Raw genomic sequence first — 21,613 nt, 5'->3', positions numbered from 1 at the left:
GAGCGCGGCTGCACCCGGACCGTGACGGCGCGCCACTGCCGGTCTGCGGGAAGGTGGCGACGGGTCGGCTGCCGGTCAGGGCCGGTTGGGTCCGCGATAGGGCAGCGTCTGGCTGTAGACGACACTGGTGGTGGTGCTGCCGAAGCCGGCCAGCTCGTCCACGAGCGTCTCCAGATGCTCCATGGAGGTCGCGGCCACCTTCAGGGTGTAGCAGTCGTCTCCGGTGGTGCGCAGGCATTCCAGGATCTCCCGCCGCTCGGCGAGCACCCGGCGCAGCGGCTGGTGGCGGTTGCCCGGGTACTTCAGCCGAACGACGGCGAGCACGGGATAGCCGACCTCGGCCAGGTTCACCGCCGCGTGGTAGCCGGTGATGACGCCCAGCGACTCCAGATTCCGCACCCGTTCGGTGGTGGCCGACGGGCTGAGGTTCACGCGCCGCCCCAGCTCGCTGAGGGAGATGCGCGCCTCCCGCTGCAGCTGCTCGATGATTGCCCAGTCGACTTCGTCAAGATTCACGGCCATATCGCGACTCTACCGGCAGAACCACGGCAGAACGTTGCTATGACCGGGAAGATTCGGTTCCGGACGCCGTGATCGCCGGGATAGCCTCGAATCATGCAACTTGGCGTCAACGTACCGAACTTTGGACCCGGCACCGATCCGGGCGTGCTGCGCGACTGGGCACGGATCACGGAGGGGCTCGGCTACGACCTCCTCATGGTGTCGGATCACGTGGCCGTCACCCCGGACGTGGCCGAACGGTACCCGGAACCGTTCTACGAGCCGTTCACCACGCTGTCCTGGCTGGCCGGCGTCACCACCGGGGTGCGGCTGGGCACGACCGTGCTGATCCTCCCGTACCGGCATCCCCTGCTGGTGGCACGGATGGCCACCAACCTCCACCGGCTCAGCGGCGGCCGACTCGTGCTCGGGGTCGGCGTCGGCTGGGCGCGGCAGGAATTCGCCGCGCTCGGCGTGCCGTTCGCCGCGCGCGGTCGGCTGACCGACGCATGTCTGGCCGCCCTGCGGGACGCCTGGCGCGCGGAGACCGAGGACGGAGCCGCCCCGATCCCCGTCTGGGTCGGCGGCCACAGTGCGGCGGCGCTTCGCCGTGCCGCCAGGTACGGGGACGCCTGGCACCCGCTGCGGCTCTCCCTGGCCCGGATGCGCACGATCCTGGCGGACCACTCGCTGCCGGCGTTCGCGCCCCGCATCGCCCTGCGGCTGACCGGAACCCCGGTCGACGACCCCGACCGGATCGCCGGCGTCGGCACCATCGAGCAGATCCTCGACGATCTCGACCAGCTGCGCCTGCTCGGCGCCGACACCGTCGTACTCGACGCCTACCACGGCGATCCGGAGGAAGCCCGGCGGCCCCACGCGGCCTGGCGGGCGCTCACCGAGGTGGCCACCCACTGGAGGACCGCATCGTGATCACCTCCGCCGACGAGACGCTCCTGCGCCGCGCGATCGGCATCGCGGCCGCCGCCGTCGCCCTGGGCGACGCACCGTACGGCTCCCTGCTGGCCGGCCCGGACGGCACGATCCTCGCCGAGGCGCACAACACCGTGCGGCGCGACGACGACATCACGGCCCACCCGGAACTGAAGCTGGCCCGCTGGGCGGCCCGCGAACTCGACCCGGACACGGCGGCCCGCACCACCATGTACACCAGCTGCCAGCCGTGCACCATGTGCGCCGGCGCCGTCGTCCGCTCCGGGCTCGGCCGGGTCGTCCACGCGCTCTCCACCGAGCAGCTCGTCGAACTCAACCCGCAGTCGGGCGACTGGCCGACGGTGGCGCAGGACGGCCCGGCCCTCTTCGACGAGGCCCGCATCCCCATCGACGCCTACCGCCGGCCGAACTGACCCTGCGTCGCGAACGTCACCAGAGCCTGTCGATCTCTCCGGGATAGAGCTCGATGCGGCTGTCCCGGAACGACGCCTCGGCCCGCCGCCCCTCGGGTGAGAAGAAGTCGGCCATGGTGACCTTGTCGAAGCCGGGCTGGTCACTGGGGAACGGATCCTGCGGCGTTCCGCCGATCAGCACGGTGCCGGAAAGGACCCGCCAGCCCGTACTGCCGTAGAACGCCTGCAGCGGGCTGTCACAGGTGAACAGCCCCACGTCCAGCTGCCGCGCGATCATCTCCTCCCGGGCCGCCGCCACCAGGTGCCGGCCGTGCCCGCGGCCACGAGCCTCCCGCCGGGTGACCACCGCGCTGAGCCCGCCGGCGGCGAAGCGAGCGCCCGCGTGCACGAGCTCCTTGGACAGGATGTCCAGTGCGGCCAGCACCGCCCCGTCGGCCACGAGCAGCATCGACAGCGGCCGCAGGGCGGGGTCGTGGGTCGGAGCGTCGGGAGGGGCGACCGACCCGGGTGGAGACGGCCACGCCTGTTCCTGGAGCTCCCGCACCTGCGCCCGCAGCTCGAACGGAGTGGCTTCCTCGGGGAACGACACGATCTGCATGTGCTCATTCTGCTCACTCCCCGGGGCGGGACCACCGGATTATCCGCGCCCCGGAAGCAGCTTCACGGCATCCGCGTCAGCCTCGACCCGTGATCGTCACGGCGGGCGGGACGGTGATCGTGCACAGTCGCTTGGTGGCCCGGGTGAGGGCGACGTACAGGTCGCGCTCGCCCCCGGGGCGGGCGGCGGTGATCCCGTCCGGGTCGACCACCACGGCGGCGTCGAACTCCAGGCCGCGCGCCTGGGAGGCCGGCACCAGCCGGGCGTGCCGCTCGATCCCCGCGGCCGCGAGCTGCTCCGTCCGGTCATCGGCACAGATCACCCCGACCAACTCGCCCGGGTACGCGGCGCCCTGCTCCCGCAACTCCCGCACGAGGGCGGTGACGAGCGATTCCGGGGTGGCGGCAAGGGTGCGAGGCACCTCGCCGCGCCGGATCGACCGGACCGGCGGCCGGTCCGGGGAGATCCGGGCGAGCAGGTCCCCGGTGACGGCGAGGATCTCCTGGGTGGTCCGGTAGCTGACGGTCAGGGTGCGCAGGTCGAAGCGCCGCCCGAGGTGCGGGCCGAGGGACTCCTGCCAGTCCCGGGCCACCGTCGCCGGGCCCGCCTGGGCGAAATCTCCGACGAGCGTCATCGACCTGCCCGGGCAACGGCGCGCGATCATCCGCCACTGCATGGCGGTGAGCTCCTGTGCCTCGTCGACGACGACGTGCCCGAAGACGTGCGGGGGCGGGCCGTCGACCAGGCTCGCCGCCTCGTCGAGAAGCGCCACATCGGCGTCCGTCCAGGGCGCACCGGGCGTTCGCCGCAGCAGGGCCCGCTGGTCGTCGGTGAACTGCCGCAGGGACGCGTCCGGCGCGTCGCCGTCCGTCAGCAGGGCACTGACCACGTCGCCGGGCGTGAGCCGCGGCCACAGGCCTTCGACGGCCCGATCGAGCAAGGCGTCGTCCAGGAGGTCGGCGCGCACGGCGTCGGCGTCGAACTCGTCGGCACCGGTGGCGGGCGCGTCGTCGACACCGAGGCGGCGCAGGTCCGCCGCCGCCACCCGGTCGAGGTCGAGGCCGGTCAGGTGCGCCACCTCGGCGTCGATGCGTTCGAGCGCCTCGGCGCCACTGCGGGCGAGCTCCCGGACGAGGGCGTCGACCAACAGCTCCTTGAACAGCCGACGCGCCCGGTTGTGCGCGAGGCCACTGGTCCGTGCCGACTCCCGCGCCTGTGCGACCTCCCCGTCCTGCAGACGGATCCACTCCTGCCCGACCCGGATGTCGAACTCGCCGCCCGGGGCCTGCCGCGAGCGGACCACGGCGGCCAGCGCGTCGGCCAGTGCGGAACTCCCCTTCAGACGCGCCACGTCGAAGGGCTCCGCCGCGCCCGGGACGACACCGGCCAGTTCCTCGCACGTCGCCAGGACGACGTCGTTCTCCCCGAGCGAGGGCAGGACCTGGCCGATGTAGTCGAGGAACCGCGCGTTCGGCCCCAGGACGAGCACGCCGCGCTCGGCCGCCTTCGGGAACGCGTACAGCACGTACGCGGCGCGGTGCAGCGCCACCACCGTCTTTCCGGTGCCCGGACCACCCTGCACCACCGTCACCCCGCGGTGCGAGGACCGGACGATCGCGTCCTGCTCGGCCTGCAGCGTGGCAACCGCCGTTCCCATCCGCCCCGTACGCCTCTCCTGGAGCGCCGCCGTCAACGGACCGTCGCCGACCACGTCCTGACCGGTGGGTGCGGAGCCGTCGAGCAGCTCATCGCTCACCCCCACCACCGTGCGGCCGGCCAGGCGCAGATGGCGGCGCCGGCGCAGCCCCATGGGATGGACCGGCGTCGCCTCGTAGAAGGGCCGTGCGGCCCCGGCGCGCCAATCCACCAGCACCGGCAGCTCGTCCGCATCCCTGTGCAGCCCCAGCCGCCCGACCCGCAGGACGGTCCCGTCGGCCAGGTCGATCCGGCCGAAGACGAACCCGTTCTCGGCCCCCTCCAGCCGACGGACCTCTCCCGCCAGTCGACCGGCCGCCACCTCCCGCTCGTAGACCTCGCCCCCGCCGTCGGACGGCGACGCGAGCACGTGCGCCAACTGCTCCCGAGCCTCGGCCAGCCGCTCGTCGAACAGCTCGCCTATGACGGAAACCTGAACCCGCTCAAGCTCCACCTCGCGCGCGGCACCATCGTTGATCTGGGACAAGAAAAGGCCCTCTCGGTTCAACCCGCCGGTATTTCGAGGCGCCACTATGCAGACGGATTCCGGAAAAGTAAATATTGACCGAACCGGGTGGAATGTGACCTCCGGTGCACCCTGCGGGCCCGGTTGCGGTACCGGCGCACGTGGGGCCGTTTCCGGGCCGTGGCGCGGTCGACCGGTGGGCGGCCGGTCCGGTCCGACCCCGGGGCGTCGCCGACTGTTACAAGGCGGTGACTATCCGCGCACAACCCGATGCGTGGAGCGGGGCGTCCCTACGGATGACCGAGCCCGGATCGCACCGACCGTGCCTTCGGGCCGAGCAACCACCTCCCCTTGAAAGGGGTGCACCCGTGATCGTCTCCAAGCGGAACTCCCTGCGCCTGGCCGCCGTGACCACCCTCAGCGTGCTCTCCCTCGGGCTGGCGGGCACCGCCATGGCCGCCACCCCCGCCGCCATCCCCACCTCCGCCACCCCCCGCCGCCGTCCCCACCTCCGCCACCTCGCAGCAGGCCGCCGCGCAGGCCGGCATCACCGCCAAGCCGTCGGCCACGTCCGTCCAGGCCTGGCAGCTGTTCCGGGTCACCGGCACGACCACCGGCCTCAAGGCGGGCAACAAGGTGACCCTGCAGCAGAAGCAGCACGGCACGTGGGTCACCCTGCCGGCCTCCGTGACCACCGCCCGCAACGGCTCCTACTCGCTCGGCGTGAAGCTCGGCCTCAAGGGCCTGAACGAGCTGCGCATCGTCAGCGGAAACACCGCCTCTCCCGTGTTCACCGTGACCGTGCACTGACCCACGGCCCACAACCCCGCCGTCGGGCGCCGCGCCGCCCGACGGCGGACGCGCGGTCATGGACGGTGGGGCCCGGGGCCTCGGGATTCGCCCTGGCGTGGTTCGTCCGCCTGTGCGGCGATCCGGGACCGCTCCCGCAGGTGCCCGACGGGTGGTGAGCGTTCGTCAGATGCCCGGGACCGCGTCCTTCGGGAGCGTGTGCCAGTTGGTGACGATCGGCTTGTCGACCGGGGTCCTGCCGACCGGGACGCTGGCCGGGTTCGGGTCGGCGTTGCCGATGCCGACGATGGCGTCCGTGAACTCGACCGCCTGGTTGTCCTTGGTGGTCTTGGACATGACGCCCGCGTACGCGGTCTTGGTGCCGCTCAGGGTGATCGGATCGCCGGTGGCGTGTTCGGCGCCGGCGGCCTCGATGCCGCCCGAGCCGAACGCGATGGTGGGGTGGGTTCCGGGGAGTGTGCAGGTGATGCCCGGCTTGGCCTTGGCCGTGATCAGGATGTAGCCGCCGGCCTGGGATTCGGCCTTCGCGCCGAGGACCAGGTCGTTGGCGCCGCAGGTCTGGCCGTACCCGCTCTTGTCGGCGGCGGGGGAGGAGGGTGCGGCGGGGGACTTGGGCGTGGTGGCGGCCTTCGTCGGCGCGGCCCCGGTGGGTGCGGCCCCGGTGGGCGCCGCGGCGGTGGCCGCGGGGCTGGCGGCGGTGGCGCCCGCGTCGCTGTTGTCCGGCCCGCAGGCCGTCGCGGTGGCGGCGAGCGCCGCGACGGCGGCGGCGGTGAGGGCGAGGCGGCGCGTGCGCATGAGGCTCTCCTGCTGTCGTCGGCCGGTGCGGTTCACCGGTGTGTGAACAACGTAAGTGCGGGTCGTTCACCGGCTGGTGCGGGAACTATCCCGATCCTGTTTCAGAACTCGGCGGGCGAGGTCGGAACCAGGCTCCGACCGGGGCCGGACGGCCTGTGAGGCCGGAGTGAAGGTCGTGGGTGGGGCCGGTGATCGTCCGTTGATCGGGCATATACGGCGAGCCTGGAGCATCGGGAACCGGAGGGAACCGGTTCGGAGGCCACAGCCTGACCACCGGGGCTCGTACGGCCGGACCACGGGCCGCGCGGGTGCCCGATGCTGATGCCGCCGCCGGGCCCGACCCCAGTTGGAGTCCGGACCACGAAGGGCAGACGAGGTATGGACGGCGGGCAGTCGATGCAGGCGGTGAGGACGGCGGCGGGCTTCGGCGAGCTGCTGCGGCTACGGCGTGAGCGGATCGGGCTGACCCAGCAGTGCCTGGCCGATCACGCGACCCTGAGCGTGCGGGCGATCCGGGACATGGAGAGCGGCCGGGTGCGCCGGCCCCGCAACGAGACCGTCCGGCTGCTGGCGGACGCGCTGCGGCTGGAGGGTCGCAGCCGGACGGACTTCGAGGAGGCCGCCCGCCGGCACCCGCTCGCGGACGAGCCGGTGGCCGAGCCGGCCGCCCCGCCGGTGGCGCGTGGGGCGATCGTCGGCCGGGAGATGGAGGCCGAGGTGCTGGCCGACGCCTTCGCCGTGCACGGGGACCGGCTGGTCTCGCTGGTGGGGCTCGGCGGGGTGGGCAAGACCCGGCTCGCCCTGGAGGTGGCCCGCCGACTGCACCTGAGCGCCCGTTGGTCGGTGCAGTGGGTGGACTGCGGCGGCGGTCCGCACCCCTGGCGCGGCCTGCCGGACGACATCGTCCGGGAGATCGGCGACCGGACCGCCCTGCTGGTGCTGGACGGCGCCGACGGCGGGGTGGACGCCGGGCAGCTGGACGGGCTGTTCCGCCACTGCCCCGGGCTGCGGGTGCTGATCACCGCCCGGGAGGCCCGGCCGCTGCCCGGGGGCCAGGTCATCCCGCTCGCGCCGCTGCCCGTCCCGGCCCCCGAACTCGACGCCGAACCGGAGGCGTTGGCGCAGGTCGGCGCCGTCCGGCTGCTGCTCTCACACCTGTGCAGGCTGCGCCCCGGCTACACCCTGGAGCGCTCCGAGGCTCCCGCCGTCGCGGAGCTCTGCCGCCATCTGGACGGCCTGCCGGGCGCGTTGGAGCGCGCGGCGGGGTGGGCGCTGGTGCAGTCCACCGCCCAGCTGGTGGCCCGGCTGACGGCCGTCCCGTTCACGCTGGCGGCACCGCCGGTGGTGTTCGGCGCACGCGGTGACGTGCGGGACGAGGTGGAGCCGGCGATCCGGCGACTGACGGAGCATCAGCGTGCTTTGCTCGACGTGCTCGTCGACGAGCCCGGGGACTGGTCGGGGGAGGACGCGGCGGTCCGCAGCGGCTGGGCGCTGCAGACCTGCCTGGCGACGGTGCACGAACTGCTGTCGCGCGGGCTGATCCGCAGCGTGCCCGCCCGCGACGGCGTGCGCTTCACGGTGCTCAACCTGTGCCGGCGCCTCGTCCGGGAGGAGCGGGGACTCCGGCTCGCGCCGGGTGGGGACGTCCCGCTGCTGGCCGTCGCGGGCTGACCATCGTGCGCGGGCCGGGCGGCAGTTCGCCGGCCGGGCGCCGATCCTGCCGATTCTGCCGCTTCTTGCCGCATGAGCTGCCGCTTGCCGGACCCGATCGTTCCTAACGTTCTCCGCGGGGCCGGGCCTTCGCGGAACACGCGCCGGAATTCCCAGGCCGCCGGCCGGGGCGTCGGCGGAATTCCATCGACGATCTCTACCGATGAGGGTTGAGTTGTGGATCACAGACAGGCCGAACATCGCGGGCTGGACATCGTCGTGACGACGATGGCCTCGGATTCGCACACCTGGAACCTGGTGTTCCTGCAGTTCCTGCTGGAGGAACTGGGGCACCGGGTGACGAATCTGGGCGCATGCGTCCCGGACGCGCTGCTGCTCTCCGAATGCCGCCGGATCGCGCCGGACCTGATCGTGATCAGCAGTGTCAACGGGCACGGCCACCAGGAGGGCCTGCGGGTGATCCCGGTCCTGCGTGCCTGCCCGGAACTGCGGCGCACGCCGACCGTCATCGGCGGCAAGCTCGGCATCGCCGGAGCCGACGACCCCGACCGCGAGCGGACGCTGCTGGCGGCCGGGTTCGACGCCGTCTTCGAGGACGGCGCCTCGGTGGCCGGGTTCCGTGAGTTCGTCGCCGGGCTGCGTCCCCGGGTCCTGCTGTGACGGGTTTCGGCGCGTTCGTGGCGCAGGCCGCGGCGGCCGGCGCACTGGTGGTCCAGCCCCGGATGGGGATGGCGGGGGCGGACCGGATGCGGGAGGGCCTGCTCGCCACCCGGGGGGCGGCCGCGGTGACCGTCGGCACCATCACCCTGGACAGCTACACCCGCACCGGCGACCTCAGGGCCGCGCGGGACGCACTGGCCGTCGGGGCGGGTCTCAACGGCTACCCGATCGCCACCCACCCGGTCGAGGTCACCCGGGCGGTGCTGCGCGGGGTGGCGGACGCGGGCTTCCCGGTGCAGGTCCGGCACGGGTCGGCCGCGCCGGAGCGGATCTTCGAGGCGCTGCTGGCGGCAGGCCTGGACGCCACCGAGGGCGGACCGGTCTCCTACTGCCTGCCGTACGGCCGCACCCCGCTCCACGAAGCGGTGGACTGCTGGCAGCGCAGCTGCGAACTTCTCGCCTCCATCAGGGAGTTCGGAGCCGAGCCGCACCTGGAGACCTTCGGCGGCTGCATGATGGGCCAGCTCTGCCCGCCCTCGCTGCTGATCGCCATCAGCGTGCTGGAGGCGCTGTTCTTCCGCCAGCACGGGCTGCGCAGCATCTCGCTCAGCTACGCCCAGCAGGCCAACGCCCGCCAGGACGAGGAGGCGTTGGCCGCGCTCGGCCGGATCGCGGGCGAGCTGCTCGCGGACGTCGACCGGCACCTCGTGGTGTACGCGTACATGGGCGTGTACCCGCGTTCGCCCGGCGGCGCGCGGCTGCTGCTGGAGGACGCGGCGCGGCTGGCCGTGCGCGGCGGCGCGGCCAGGCTGATCGTCAAGACCACGGCCGAGGCGCACCGCATCCCGACCGTCGCCGAGAACGTCCGGGCGCTGGAGACCGCCGCCGCGGCCGCCGCGGCGGAGCGTGCCCGCCCGCGGCCCGCCGCGCCGCCGGACACCGGGATCGAGGCCGAGGCCAGGGCGCTGATCGGCGCGGTGCTGGACCTGGACGCCGACCTCGGGCGGGCCCTGGTGCGGGCGTTCGCGGCCGGCTACCTGGACGTGCCGTACTGCCTGCACCCCGACAACGCGGGGCGGACGCGCAGCTCGCTGGGCCCGGACGGGCGGCTGCGGTGGTCCGCCGTCGGCTCGATGCCGATCGCCGGGCTCGTCGAGGGCGGCCGCCCGCCGATCCTCGGTTCGGCCGGGCTGCTGGCCGCCCTCTCCCACGTCCAGCGGCGCTACGACGGCCGGGACGTGCGGTCGGCCGCGCCCGCAGCCCGAGGCCTTCCCGCCGTGCGGTGATCCGCCCGGTGGCGCGCCGCCTGATGACGCACCGCCCGATGACGCACCCGACCAGCGCTCCACGACCGAGATCCACGACCGAGAACCACGGACGCTCCACGAGAACAGACGCCCCGCGAGAGAAGAGGACCCGCCATGCCAGACCCCACGCCCCTTCCCCCGACCGATCCCGGCCGGCACCTGACCGCGCCGGCCACCCGCAGCGCGCTCCGGCTCCAGCAGCACCTGCTCACCGCAGCCCGTGAGTTCCTGCGCGGCCTGGGCTTCACCGAGCTGCTGCCGCCGATCATCGGACCGGTCACCGACCCCGGCGCGCGCGGCTCCAAGCAGGTGGACATCGACTTCTACGGCCACCGCTACAAACTGATGACCAGCGCGATCCTGTACAAGCAGGCCTCGCTGCTCGCCTTCGACAAGATCTTCTGCATCGCCCCGAACGTCCGCCTGGAGCCGTTGGAGACCGCCGGGACGAGCCGGCACCTGGCCGAGTTCCATCAGCTGGACGTGGAGGTCGCCGGCGCGAGCCGGGACGACGTCGTCCAGCTGGCCGAGGACCTGGTGGTGCACATGGTCCACAGCGCGGTACGCGAGCTGCCCAAGGAGTTCGCCGAACTCGGCCGGGACCCACAGGCGTTCGCCGAACTCCTGAAGGGATCCTTCGGCCGCATCCGGCACGCGGAGGCGGTCGCCGAACTGCGGGGCATCGGGCACCCGCAGAGCGCCGAGGCCGAACTCGACTGGGAGGGCGAGGCGTTGCTGTCGGCCAGGCGCGACCGGCCGTTCTTCGTCACCGACTACCCGAAGGGCTCGCGCGGCTTCTACGACCGCGAGCACCCGGACGACCCGGGCCTGCTGCGGAACTTCGACCTGCTCGCGCCCGAGGGCTACGGCGAGTTGTGCAGCGGCAGCCAGCGCACCAACGACTACGCGGAGATCATCACCCGGATGCGGGAGACCGGCGAGAACCCGCAGAAGTACCGCTGGTACCTGGACCTGGTGCGCGAGGGCGTGCCGGCCAGCGCGGGCTTCGGCATCGGGGTCGAGCGGTTCACCCGGTACGTCGCCGGGCTGGACGCCGTCTGGCAGGCCAGCGCCTTCCCCAAGCTCGCCGGGGTGGTGTCCCCATGAGTGACCTCAGCGCACCGGGATTCCCGGAGGAGGAGGTCCGGCAGCGGGCCCGCGCCGGGGCGGCCGCCGCGTTCCCGCCCGCCGAGGAGTACGGACACGTGCTGTTCGGCGCCGGTCGACCGGAGGCGGCGGACCGGGCGACGGCGCCGGACGCACTGGACGCGCTGCGGATCGTCCCGCCGCTGTTCCTGCCGCAGCGCCTCGCCAAGCTGATCGACCTCGGCCGTGAGCCCACCTACCAGGACGTCGAACTCGCCACCGCCATCGGCGGGTTCGCCTCCGCGCTGCCGGTGTACGTCTCCGCGACCGGATCCACCCGGGCCGCCGGCGGCGACCTCGGGCTGGCCCTGAGCCGGCAGGCCGGTGCGCTCGGGATCCCGATGGTGATCGGCGAGAACGTGGTGCCGGTCAACGGCTACGGCCGGCTCGGCGAAGCGACCGACCGCACGCTGCTGGGCCGGCTGCGCGCCTACGCCGAGGAACTCCCGGACGGGCTCGGCGGCGTGGCCGTGCAGCAGAGCACCGAGGACGCCGATGCCGAGGTCTGGAACCTCGTCCACAGCGATCCGGCCGCCCTGCCACTGCTCGAATCCGGGCGCCTGGCCTTCGAGTTGAAGGTCGGCCAGGGGGCCAAGCCGGGCCTGGGCGGGATGACCGTGCTGGAGGCCGAGGCCGCCGCAGCGCTCGGCGACCGCTTCGGGCTGGACCCGTTGTTCGGTGACGGGCGGGTGCTGCGCGCCGCGACCCCGGGCACCTTCACCGCGGAGATCCTGCGCCAGCAGATCCGGCTGATGCGCAACAACTACCCGCGGGTGCGGATCTGGGTGAAGCTCTACCCCGGCCGGGACGTGGCCGAGGCCGCCCGGGTGGCGCACGAGGCCGGAGCGGACGCCGTCGTGGTGGACGGCGCGGAGGGCGGCACCGGCTGGGCGCCCGGAGTGTTCCTGCCGCACGTCGGCCTGCCGCTCGCGGAGTGCCTGCGCCGACTGGCGGCCGCGCCACCGCCGTCCCTGCTGGTCTCCGGGCGGATCTGGGAAGGCGCCCGGGCGGTCAAGAGCCTGGCGCTGGGGGCCCGTGCGGTGGGCCTCGGGCGGGCGGCGCTGCTCGCCGTCGCGGAGGACCGGGAATCCGGGCTCCGCCGTTTCACGGAATGCCTGGAGCTGGAACTCCGGCTGCTGATCAGTGCGCTCGGGAAATACGCTCCCCAGGCCCTGGATCGGGAGGACGTCTGGTCCCCCGAGGGGTTCGGAATCACCGCGGGCCGGTAGTCGTGGCCTGCCCGGAAGGCCGCAGCAGGAAACTGCCGATTTCCTTCCGCTCATTCTGCCGATAGGACTGTCGAATTCTGCCTATCGTCGCTTTCGTCGCCGATTTCTCTCACGATCTGGGGTTGGATGATGTCCTCACGCGGTTTCCCCACTGAATGCACGGTGCCCGCATTCGCGCCGTTCGCCGCCGCCGTCCGCCGCTTCCCGGAGCGGCCGGCCGTCCGGACCGGCGGCCGGACCATCGGCTACCGGGAGCTGGACGGTCTGACCGCCGCCCTCGCCGCCCGGCTCGACCCCGGGCGGACGGTCGCCGTCACCGGCCGCGACCGGCTGGACCACGTGGTCGCGCTGCTGGCGGTCCTGCGGGCGGGTGCCACCTACCTGCCGCTGGACCGTGCGGCCCCGGAGGAGCGCAACCGCTGGATCGCCGAGGACGCCGGGGCCTCCCTCGCCCTCGACGGTGAGGAGCTCACCGAGCTCACCCGACTCGGCGGCGGGACGGGCGCGGGCGCCGGCTACGTCATCTACACCTCCGGCACCACCGGCCGTCCGAAGGGCGTGCACGTTCCGCTCACCGCCCTGACCGGGCACCTGGCCGGCGTCGTCGAGACCTTCGGCCTGACCGAGCGGGACGTGGTGCTGCAGTTCGCCCGTCCGACGGTGGACGTGGCCGTGGAGCAGGTGCTCGGCACGCTGTCCGTCGGGGCCTGCCTGGTCCTCCCGGAGCAGCGGATCCTCGCGCCGGCCGCGCTGCTGGACCTGCTGGACGCCGAGGGCGTCACCGTCGCCAACCTGGCCGCAGGCTACTTCCAGGACGTGGTGGCGGCCCTGGGCGGCCGGGTGCCGCGAACCCTGCGGCTGATGATCTCGGGCAGCGACAAGCTGGAGCCCGCCACCGCGGCCGCCTGGCGGGCGGGGACCGGGGTGCCGCTGCTGAACGCGTACGGGCCGACCGAGACCGTGGTCACCGCCACCACCCACCGGCTCGCCGACGATCAGCCGGAGGCCGGCGTGCCGATCGGCACCGCGTTCGGCGGGCGGCGGCTCTACGTGCTCGACGAGTGCTTGCGGCCGGTGGCGCCCGGCACGGCCGGCGAACTGTACGTCGGCGGGCCGCTGCTGGCCTCCGGCTACCTCGGCCGTCCCGGTCTCACCGCCGGCCGGTTCGTCGCGGACCCGTTCGCGGCGCTGCTCCCGGAGCCGAGGACAGAGCCGGAGTCGGAGCCGAAGACGGACCCGACCACGGACCCCCGCGCCGACCGGCCGCAGGCCCCCGGCGCGCGGATGTACCGCACCGGCGACGTGGTGCGCCGGACGGCCGAGGACGGACCGCTGGAGTTCCTCGGGCGCGGCGACCACCAGCTGAAGATCCGCGGCTTCCGGGTCGAGCCCGGCGAGATCGAGCAGGTGCTGGCCGGGTACCCCGGCATCACCGGCTGCGTCGCGGTGGCGCACGAGGGCCGGCTGGCCGCGTACGTGACCGGCGCCGCGCCGCCGTACGCCGAGGCCCGGGCCTGGCTGGCCGAGCGGCTGCCCGAGCACATGGTCCCGGCGACGCTCACCGCACTGGAGGCCTTCCCGCTGACCGCCGGCGGCAAGGTGGACCGCGGGGCGCTGCCCGAGCCGCAGGCGGCGCCCCGGGACAGGCCGGCGGGCCGGCCGCCGCGCACCCCCGCCGAGCAGCTGATCGCGGCGGTCTGGGCGGACGTGCTCGGGGTGCCCGAGGTCGGAGCCGACGACAACTTCTTCCACCTGGGCGGCGATTCGCTGACCGCCGTGCGGGTGGTGGGCCGGGTCTTCGACGTCTTCGGCATGGTGTCGCCGTACACCATCTTCGACGCGCCGACGCTGGCCGAGTTCGCCGCCGCGGTGACCTCCGCGGCCGGCGGCCGGCGCCCGGCACCGGTCCGCTCGGGCGCCGCCGAGGCCCCGCTGTCCACGTTCCAGCGCGGCCTGTGGTTCCTCGACCAGTGGAACCCGGACGCGCCGACCTACGTGGTGCCCTGGGTGTTCCGCTTCGCCGGGCCGGTCGACCCCGAGCTGCTGCGGCGGGCGCTGGCGGGGGTGGTCGAGCGGCACGAGAGCCTGCGGACGACCTTCGAGCTCGCCGAGGACGGTCCGCGCCAGGTCGTCCACCCGGCCGTGGAGCTGCCGTTCACGCTCACCGAGACCACCGCCGACCGGGTGGACGACCTGGTCGCCGAGGCCGCGCTGGAGCCCTTCGACCTGGCGTCCGGGCCCCTGGTGCGGGCGCGGGTCTTCCGGGCCGGCGGGGCGACCACGCTGCTGCTGCTCCTCCACCACATCGTCTGGGACGAGGGCTCGCTGCCCGTGCTGGAGGCCGAACTCCAGGAGCTGTACGCCGCGCTGGCCGAGGGGCGCCCCGCAGAGCTGCCGGAACTCGCCGTCCAGTACGGCGACTACGCCACCTGGCAGTACCAGGACGACACGGTCGACAGCCAACTGGACTACTGGCGCGAGAAGTTGCGCGACGCGCCGACCGCCCCGGCGCTGGCGCCGGACCGGCCCCGGCCCGAGGAGCAGGCCTTCCGTGGCGCCTTCCACCGGTTCACGATGCCGGACCCGGTGGCCGAGGCCGTCCGGGCGCTCGCCCGCAGCGAGGACGCCACCCCGTTCATGGTGCTGCTCGCCGGGTTGGCGCTCACCCTGCACCGCCGCTCCGGGCAGCGCGACCTGATGCTCGGCTCGCCGGTGAACGTTCGCGGCCGGGCCGAACTCGACGGTCTGATCGGCTACTTCGTCAATCTGCTGCCGCTGCGGCTGCACCTGGAGGAGGGCGCCTCCTTCCGCGAGCTGGTCGGGCACGTGCGCGAGGTGGCGATCGGCGGCTACCGGCACCAGGAGGTCCCCTTCGACGACATCGCGAACGCCGTGCTCGACGAGCGCCCCGAGGACCGCAACCCGCTCTGCCAGGTGCTGCTGGAGCTGCACCCGCTGGACACCCGGCCGTTCACGGTCGGCGGACACGAGGTCACCCGCGCACTGCACTCCAACCCGGTCTCCCGCTTCGACCTGTCCGTCTCGGTGGACGACCGCGGCACCGGCTTCACCGGCCGCTTCGAGTACGACAGCGACCTCTTCGGGCCCGCCACCATGGCCGGCCTGTGCGAGGAGTGGCTGGGCACCCTGGCCGCCGCCCTCGACGTGCCGGTGCACGCCCTGTTCGAGGCGCAGGCCGCCCGGGCCCCGCAGGCCACCGCCCTGATCTCCGGCGAACGGACCGTCGGGTACGGCGAGTTGAACGCCGCCGCGAACCGGCTCGCGCGCCACCTGGTGGGCCTCGGCATCGGCCGCGGCGACACCGTCGCCGTGCTGGCCGACCGCGGTCCCGACCTGGTCACCGCACTGCTGGCGGCACTCAAGACCGGCGCCGCCTACACCCTGCTCGACCCGGACTTCCCGGCCGAGCGGCTGGCCGGCGCGGTCGCCGACACCGGCGCCACCACGGTGATCACCCACCGGCACGCCACCGTGCCGTTCGCCGTCCGGAGCCAGGTGGACCTGGACGCCTCGGCCGCCGAACTGGCCCGGTACGCGGCGCACGACCTCGGCCTGCCGGTCGACGGCGCCGACCTCGCCTGTGTGATGTTCACCTCCGGCTCCACCGGCCGCCCCAAGGGCGCGGCCGTCCCGCACCGCGCGCTCACCACCACCTACCTCGGCCAGGACTACGCCCGCTTCGGCCCGGACGAGGTCTGGCTGCAGTGCTCGCCGGTCTCCTGGGACGCCTTCGCCCTGGAGCTCTACGGCGCGCTCTGCTTCGGCGGCGCGTGCGTCCTGCAGCCCGGCCAGCGGCCGGACCCGCAGACCATCGCCGAGCTGACCCGCCGCCACGGCGTCACCGAACTCCAGCTCTCCGCGAGCCTGTTCAACTTCCTGCTGGAGGAGCTCCCGGAGACCTTCGACGGCCTCAAGCTGGCCATCACCGCCGGCGAGCGGGCCTCCGTCACCCACGTGGCCAAGGCCCTGGAGAACCACCCGGGCCTGGTGGTCGCCAACGGCTACGGCCCGGTCGAGAGCCTCGGCCTGACCACCTGCCACGAGGTCGGCCCCGCGGACGTCACCGGCAGCTCCGTGCCGATCGGCGTCGCGCTGAACGGCAAGGGCATCCTCGTCCTGGACGAGCGGCTGCGCCCCGTCGAGCCCGGTGCGACCGGCGAGCTGTACGCCTCCGGCGCCGGCCTCGCCTACGGCTACCTCGGCCGGCCCGGGCTGACCGCCGGGCGCTTCGTCGCCTCCCCGTTCGGCGCCCCCGGCGAACGCCTCTACCGCACCGGCGACCGCGGCTACGTCAACGCCGAGGGCCTGCTGGAGGTCACCGGCCGGATCGACGACCAGGTCAAGATCCGCGGCTTCCGGGTCGAGCCCGGGGAGATCGAGGACGCGCTCACCCGCCACCCGGCCGTCCAGGAGGCCGCCGTCACCGTCCACGAGCCGGCCCCGGGTGATCACCGCCTCGCCGCCTACGTCACCGTCGGCGCCGACGCACCGGATCCGGACGTGCTGCTCGACCACCTGGCCGGCCTGCTGCCCGAGCACATGGTGCCCGCGACCATCGACGTCCTGGACGCGTTGCCGCTCAACCACAACGGCAAGGTGGACCGGAAGGCGCTGCCCGCCCCCGCCGGGCGCCGGGCCGCCGTCTCCGAGCCGCTGACCGGGGCCGAACGGCTGGTCGCCGACGCGATGTGCGAGGTGCTCGAACTCGCCGAGGTCGGCCGCGAGGACAACTTCTTCCGGATCGGCGGCAACTCGCTGGCCGCCGTCCGGGTCGCGATGCGGCTGTCCCGGGAGACCGGCACCCGCGTCCCCCCGCAACTGGTGTTCCGGGCCAGGACCGTGAGCGCCATCGCCGAACGACTGGCCGCCCGATGACGGGCCGTACCGCATCCGAAGGGAACGAGGCCGTGAGCCCGTCCGACCACCCGGCGCGCACCGTGCCCGTCTCGGGGCTGCAGCGCGGCCTCTGGTTCCTCGACCGCCTCGATCCGCAGGCCGTCACCTACTGCACCCCCTGGACCGTCGACGTCACCGGCCCGCTCGACCTCCCGCTGCTCCAGCACGCGCTGGACGCCCTGGCGGCCCGGCACGAGGCGCTGCGCACCACCTTCGCGCTGCACCCCGACGGCCCGCGCCAGCAGGTGCACCACACCCGCGCCGTGCCGCTCGCGGTGACCGACCTGCGCCCGCTCGACGACCCCGGCCGGGCCGAACGTCTTGAGGAGCTGCTCGCCGCCCGCTGCGCCGAGCCCTTCGACCTGGCCGCCGGCCCGCTGCTGCGCGCCGAGGCCTTCCGGCTCGCGGACGAGCGCACCACGGTGCTGTTCACCGTCCACCACATCGTCTGGGACGGCTGGTCCGCCGAGGTCTTCGCGCGCGAACTCGCCGAGCTGTACGGCGCGGCGGTGCAGGGCCGCGAGGCCGCGCTGCCGGAGCTGACGGTGCAGTACGCCGACTACGCGCAGGAGGGCCTCGACACCTCGTTCGAGGAGCACCTGACCTACTGGAAGGAGCAGTTGGACGGCGCACCCGCCCTGCTGGAGCTGCCCACCGACCGGCCCCGGCCCGCCGAGCGCGGCGCGGCCGGACGGACCGAGGAGTTCGGCCTCGCCCCCGGTACGGCGGCGCGGGCCCGCGCCCTGGCCGAGACGGAGGGCGTCACTCCGTTCACCGTCCAACTGGCCGCCTTCGCCCTGCTGCTGAACCGCTGGACCGGGGCCGACGACCTGGTGATCGGCACCCCGGTCACCACCCGCGACCGCCCCGAACTGGAGCACCTGCTCGGCTACTTCGTCAACCTGCTGCCGCTGCGCCTGCGGCTCGCGCCCGCACTGAGCTTCCGGGACCTGCTGGAGCACGTCCAGGACGTCGCCTTCGAGGCCTACGGCTACCTCGACGTGCCCTTCGACCAGCTGGTCGACCACCTCGGCGCCGCCCGCAGCGCGCAGCACCCGCCGCTGGTCCAGGTGGTGTTCGGTGCCCACGGCGAGGACCGCACCCCGCTCGCGCTCGGCCCGGCCACCGCCGAGAGCCGGGTGCGCTCCAACGGCACCAGCAAGTTCGACCTCACCTGGTCCGTCTTCGACGGCGGCGAGCTGCGCGGCGAGGCCGAGTACCGCAGCGAGCTGTTCGACGCCGGGACGGTCCGCCGGCTGGCCGCCGAGTTCGACACCCTGCTCACCGCGGCCCTGGACGACCCCGACGCCACCGTGCTGCGGCTGACCACCCGCACCGCCGAGGCCGTCCCGGCCACCGACACCCCCGGCCACTGCCTGCACCACCTGTTCGAGCGGGCCGTCGACGCCCACCCCGAGCGGCCCGCCGTCAGCGACCCCGACCGCACCCTGAGCTACGCCGAGCTCGACCGCCGGGCCAACCGCCTCGCGCACGCCCTGCGCGCCCGTGGGGCCGGCCCCGGCCACCGCATCGGCATGCTGCTGGACCGCACGGCCGACGTCCTGGTCACCGTCCTCGGCGTGCTCAAGACCGGCGCCGCGTACGTGCCCGTCGACCTGGCCGCCCCCGCCGACCGGGCCGCGCTCGTCTTCGGCGACACGGACGTCACCCTCGTCGTCACCGACCGCCCGGACCGGGTGCCCGAAGGCCCCTGGCAGGCCTACGACCTGACCGCCGAGGCCGCCGACCTGGCCGTCCGGCCGGACACCCGGCCGCCGGCCGCCGGCCGCCCCGGCGACGTCGCCTACCTCATCTTCACCTCCGGCTCCACCGGCCGCCCCAAGGGCGTCGCCGTCGCCCACGAGCACGTCAGCCGGCTCATGGCGGACGGCGAGGAGCACTTCGGCTTCGGCCCGCAGGAGACCTGGACGCTCTTCCACAGCTACGCCTTCGACTGGACGGTCTGGGAGATGTGGGGCGCCCTGCTGCACGGCGCCCGCCTGGTCGTCGTCCCGTACGTGACCAGCCGCTCGCCGGAGGAGTTCGCCCAGCTGCTGGAGGAGGAGCGGGTCTCCTTCCTCTGCCTCACCCCCTCGGCGCTGCGCCAGCTGGAGCCCGTCCTGCGCCGCAGCCCGCGCGCCCTGCCCGCGCTGAAGTGGATCATGCTCGGCGGGGAGGCGCTGGACCCGGCCGTCGTCCAGCGCTGGTTCGAGCTCGACCCGCCGCCCCCGGCCCGCCTGTGCAACCTGTACGGCATCACCGAGACCACCGTCCACGTCACCACGCACGACCTGGCCGGCGGCGCCGGCTTCGAGCGCAGCCTGATCGGCGCGCCGATGCCGCACCTGAGCGCGCAGGTCCTGGACGACTGGTTGCGGCCCTGCCCGCCCGGCGTGGCCGGCGAGCTGTACATCGGCGGCGGCAGCCTCGCCCACGGCTACTGGGGCCGCCCCGGCCTCACCGCCGGCCGCTTCGTCGCCGACCCGTACGGTCCGCCCGGGGCCCGGCTCTACCGCACCGGCGACGTCGCCCGGCGACTGCCCGGCGGCGGGCTGGAGTACATCGGGCGCGCCGACTTCCAGGTCAAGCTGCGCGGCTTCCGGATCGAGCTCGGCGAGATCGAGAACGCGCTCGCCGCCCACCCGGAGGTCGACGCCTGCGTGGTCACCGTGCACGAGGACCGCCTCGCCGCGTACGTCACCGGGCGCGAGCCCGCCGACGTCCGCGCCTTCCTCGGCCGCTCGCTGCCCCCGTACATGGTCCCGGCGAGCTGCACCGTGCTGGAGTCGCTGCCGCTCACCGTCAACGGCAAGGTGGACCGCGCCGCGCTGCCCGCCCCGGGCCAGCGCAGCGCGGCCACCGCAGGCCGGCACGTCGAGCCGCGCACCCCGGAGGAGGAGGCCTTCGCCGCCGTCTGGACGGAGGTCCTCGGAGTGGACGGCATCGGCGTCCACGACGACTTCTTCCACCTCGGCGGCGACTCCATCCGGGCCGTCCAGCTCGCCGGCGCGCTGCACGAGCGCGGCTGGGGGGTGAGCCTGCGGGACGTCTTCAACGCCCCCACCGTCGCCGCCCTGCTGCCGCTGGCGAAGCCCGTCGAGCAGGGCCCGGACGCCCACGAGCCCTTCGCCCTGATCACCCCGGAGGACCGCGCCGACCTGCCGCCCGGGCTCGTCGACGCCTACCCGATGGTGTCCATGCAGCTCTCCATGGTCTTCCACATGGAGATCGCCGGCGGCACCGACAGCTACCACAACGTCAACTCCTACCGGATCTCCGGCGACCTCGACGAACCGGCCTTCCGCCGCTCCGTCGGCGAGGCCATGGAGCGCCACGCGGTGCTGCGCACCGGCCTCGACCTGTCCGGCTACGGCGAACCGCTGCAACTCGTCCACGGCCGGCTGCCCGCACCCGTCGAGTTCGCCGACCTGCGCGGTGAACCGGACCAGGACGCGGCGATCCGCGAGGTGTTCGACACCCACCGGTGGACGCCCTTCGACCTCACCGCGCCGCCGCTGTTCCGGATCACCGTGCAGTGCCTCGCCGAGGACGCCTTCCAGCTCACCATCTCCGAGCACCACGCGATCCTCGACGGCTGGAGCTTCACCTCGCTGTTCACCGAGATCCTGGAGCGTCACACCGCCCTCGTCGCCGACCCGCTCGGCGCCCCCGCCCCGCCGCCGCGCACCGCCTTCCGCGACTTCGTGGCCGTCGAACGGCAGGCCGCCCGGGACGAGCAGGCGCTCGCGTACTGGGGCGGCAGGCTGTCCGGCGTCAGCGGCCAGCTGTTCCCCGGCAGCGAGGACGTGCACGAGGCGCCGCGCACCGTCGAGCGGGTGCTGCCCGAGGCGCCCGAACAGCTGCGGCTGGTCGCCGACGCGCTGGCCGTGCCCGTCAAGTCGGTCGCGCTCGCCGCCCACCTGCACGCCCTCGCCGCCATCACCGGGCGACGGCGCGTCACCACCGGCCTGGCCGTCAACGGCCGGCTGGAACGGCTCGGCGGCACCGAGGTCTACGGGCTGTTCCTCAACACCGTCCCGCTGAGCTGCGAGCCCACCGACGACCTGCTCGCCCTGGCCCGCGAGGTCCACCGGGAGGAGCTCGACATGATGCCGCACCGCCGGGTGCCCTTCGCCCGCCTGGCCCGGCTGATGACCGACACCGCGCTGGACAGCCAGTTCGGCTACCTGCGCTTCCACGCCCTGGGCCGGCTCAGCTCGGCCCGCATCGTGGACGGGCGGATCGGCAGCGAGCCGACCCTGCGCCACGAACCCAACAGCTTCGCCTTCGGCGCCTCGGTGATCCAGGACCCGGTCTCGCAGCGGGTGCTGCTCGCCGTGGACCACCAGCGCTCGCTGGTCACCGACAGCACCGCCGAGCAGTTCATCGACACCTACACGGCCGCCCTGCACGCCATGGCCGCCGCCGTCCGAGAGTCCTGAGGAACCGCC

Annotated in this window: 14 protein-coding genes; 10 read left to right on the top strand and 4 right to left on the bottom strand. The window is 74.0% G+C overall.

All coding sequences use genetic code 11. The features are described from left to right. Positions 1 to 75: 75 nt before the first annotated feature. Positions 76 to 522, bottom strand: a complete 447-nt coding sequence (locus P3T27_RS27505; protein ID WP_280683155.1) for an Lrp/AsnC family transcriptional regulator — start codon at positions 520 to 522, stop codon at positions 76 to 78. A 93-nt stretch (positions 523 to 615) separates the two neighbouring features. On the opposite strand from P3T27_RS27505, the gene P3T27_RS27500 reads away from it, so the two are divergent. Both P3T27_RS27500 and P3T27_RS27495 read left to right on the top strand, forming a co-directional pair. Further along, positions 616 to 1,434 (top strand): LLM class flavin-dependent oxidoreductase, encoded by an 819-nt coding sequence (locus tag P3T27_RS27500; RefSeq protein ID WP_280683154.1) that lies wholly within the window; start codon positions 616 to 618, stop codon positions 1,432 to 1,434. Then, positions 1,431 to 1,868: a nucleoside deaminase gene (locus tag P3T27_RS27495; protein ID WP_280683153.1), complete on the top strand. Its 438-nt coding sequence runs from the start codon at positions 1,431 to 1,433 to the stop codon at positions 1,866 to 1,868. Before P3T27_RS27500 ends, P3T27_RS27495 begins: the two co-directional genes overlap by 4 nt. Before the next feature lie 16 nt (positions 1,869 to 1,884). On the opposite strand, the gene P3T27_RS27490 is transcribed toward P3T27_RS27495, so the two are convergent. Further along, on the bottom strand, positions 1,885 to 2,466 hold the full coding sequence (locus P3T27_RS27490; RefSeq protein ID WP_280683152.1) for a GNAT family N-acetyltransferase: 582 nt from the start codon (positions 2,464 to 2,466) through the stop codon (positions 1,885 to 1,887). A 76-nt stretch (positions 2,467 to 2,542) separates the two neighbouring features. Beyond that, positions 2,543 to 4,648 (bottom strand): AAA family ATPase, encoded by a 2,106-nt coding sequence (locus P3T27_RS27485; protein WP_280683150.1) that lies wholly within the window; start codon positions 4,646 to 4,648, stop codon positions 2,543 to 2,545. A 615-nt stretch (positions 4,649 to 5,263) separates the two neighbouring features. On the opposite strand from P3T27_RS27485, the gene P3T27_RS27480 reads away from it, so the two are divergent. Then, positions 5,264 to 5,437: a hypothetical protein gene (locus P3T27_RS27480; protein WP_280683148.1), complete on the top strand. Its 174-nt coding sequence runs from the start codon at positions 5,264 to 5,266 to the stop codon at positions 5,435 to 5,437. A 165-nt stretch (positions 5,438 to 5,602) separates the two neighbouring features. On the opposite strand, the gene P3T27_RS27475 is transcribed toward P3T27_RS27480, so the two are convergent. Then, the gene (locus P3T27_RS27475; protein ID WP_280683146.1) at positions 5,603 to 6,232 is read right to left on the bottom strand and encodes a hypothetical protein; all 630 of its coding nucleotides are present in this window, start codon (positions 6,230 to 6,232) and stop codon (positions 5,603 to 5,605) included. Positions 6,233 to 6,610: 378 nt separating this feature from the next. Here P3T27_RS27475 and P3T27_RS27470 point away from each other — a divergent pair, with 378 nt between their 5' ends. The 7 genes from P3T27_RS27470 to P3T27_RS27440 all read left to right on the top strand — a co-directional run bounded on the left by P3T27_RS27470 (position 6,611) and on the right by P3T27_RS27440 (position 21,604). Beyond that, complete coding sequence (locus P3T27_RS27470; RefSeq protein ID WP_280683144.1) at positions 6,611 to 7,903, top strand: helix-turn-helix domain-containing protein; 1,293 nt, start codon at positions 6,611 to 6,613, stop codon at positions 7,901 to 7,903. A gap of 216 nt (positions 7,904 to 8,119) precedes the next feature. After that, on the top strand, positions 8,120 to 8,563 hold the full coding sequence (locus tag P3T27_RS27465) for a cobalamin-dependent protein (protein WP_280683142.1): 444 nt from the start codon (positions 8,120 to 8,122) through the stop codon (positions 8,561 to 8,563). Continuing rightward, on the top strand, positions 8,560 to 9,849 hold the full coding sequence (locus tag P3T27_RS27460) for a methylaspartate mutase (RefSeq protein ID WP_280683140.1): 1,290 nt from the start codon (positions 8,560 to 8,562) through the stop codon (positions 9,847 to 9,849). The genes P3T27_RS27465 and P3T27_RS27460 overlap by 4 nt, the downstream gene beginning before the upstream one ends. Before the next feature lie 135 nt (positions 9,850 to 9,984). Next, positions 9,985 to 10,977 (top strand): asparagine synthetase A, encoded by a 993-nt coding sequence (locus P3T27_RS27455; protein ID WP_280683138.1) that lies wholly within the window; start codon positions 9,985 to 9,987, stop codon positions 10,975 to 10,977. Then, the gene (locus P3T27_RS27450) at positions 10,974 to 12,245 is read left to right on the top strand and encodes a glutamate synthase-related protein (RefSeq protein ID WP_280683137.1); all 1,272 of its coding nucleotides are present in this window, start codon (positions 10,974 to 10,976) and stop codon (positions 12,243 to 12,245) included. The genes P3T27_RS27455 and P3T27_RS27450 overlap by 4 nt, the downstream gene beginning before the upstream one ends. Positions 12,246 to 12,407: 162 nt before the next feature. After that, positions 12,408 to 17,141 carry a non-ribosomal peptide synthetase gene (locus tag P3T27_RS27445; protein WP_280683135.1) on the top strand — a complete coding sequence of 1,578 codons (4,734 nt, stop codon included), beginning with the start codon at positions 12,408 to 12,410 and terminating at the stop codon, positions 17,139 to 17,141. A gap of 32 nt (positions 17,142 to 17,173) precedes the next feature. Further along, positions 17,174 to 21,604, top strand: coding sequence for an amino acid adenylation domain-containing protein (locus P3T27_RS27440; protein ID WP_280683133.1), 4,431 nt, complete (start codon positions 17,174 to 17,176; stop codon positions 21,602 to 21,604). Positions 21,605 to 21,613 lie beyond the last annotated feature (9 nt).

Origin of the sequence: Kitasatospora sp. MAA19 (genome assembly GCF_029894125.1) — a bacterium.
GTDB lineage: Bacteria > Actinomycetota > Actinomycetes > Streptomycetales > Streptomycetaceae > Kitasatospora.
This window is presented reverse-complemented; position numbering and strand designations above follow the sequence as displayed.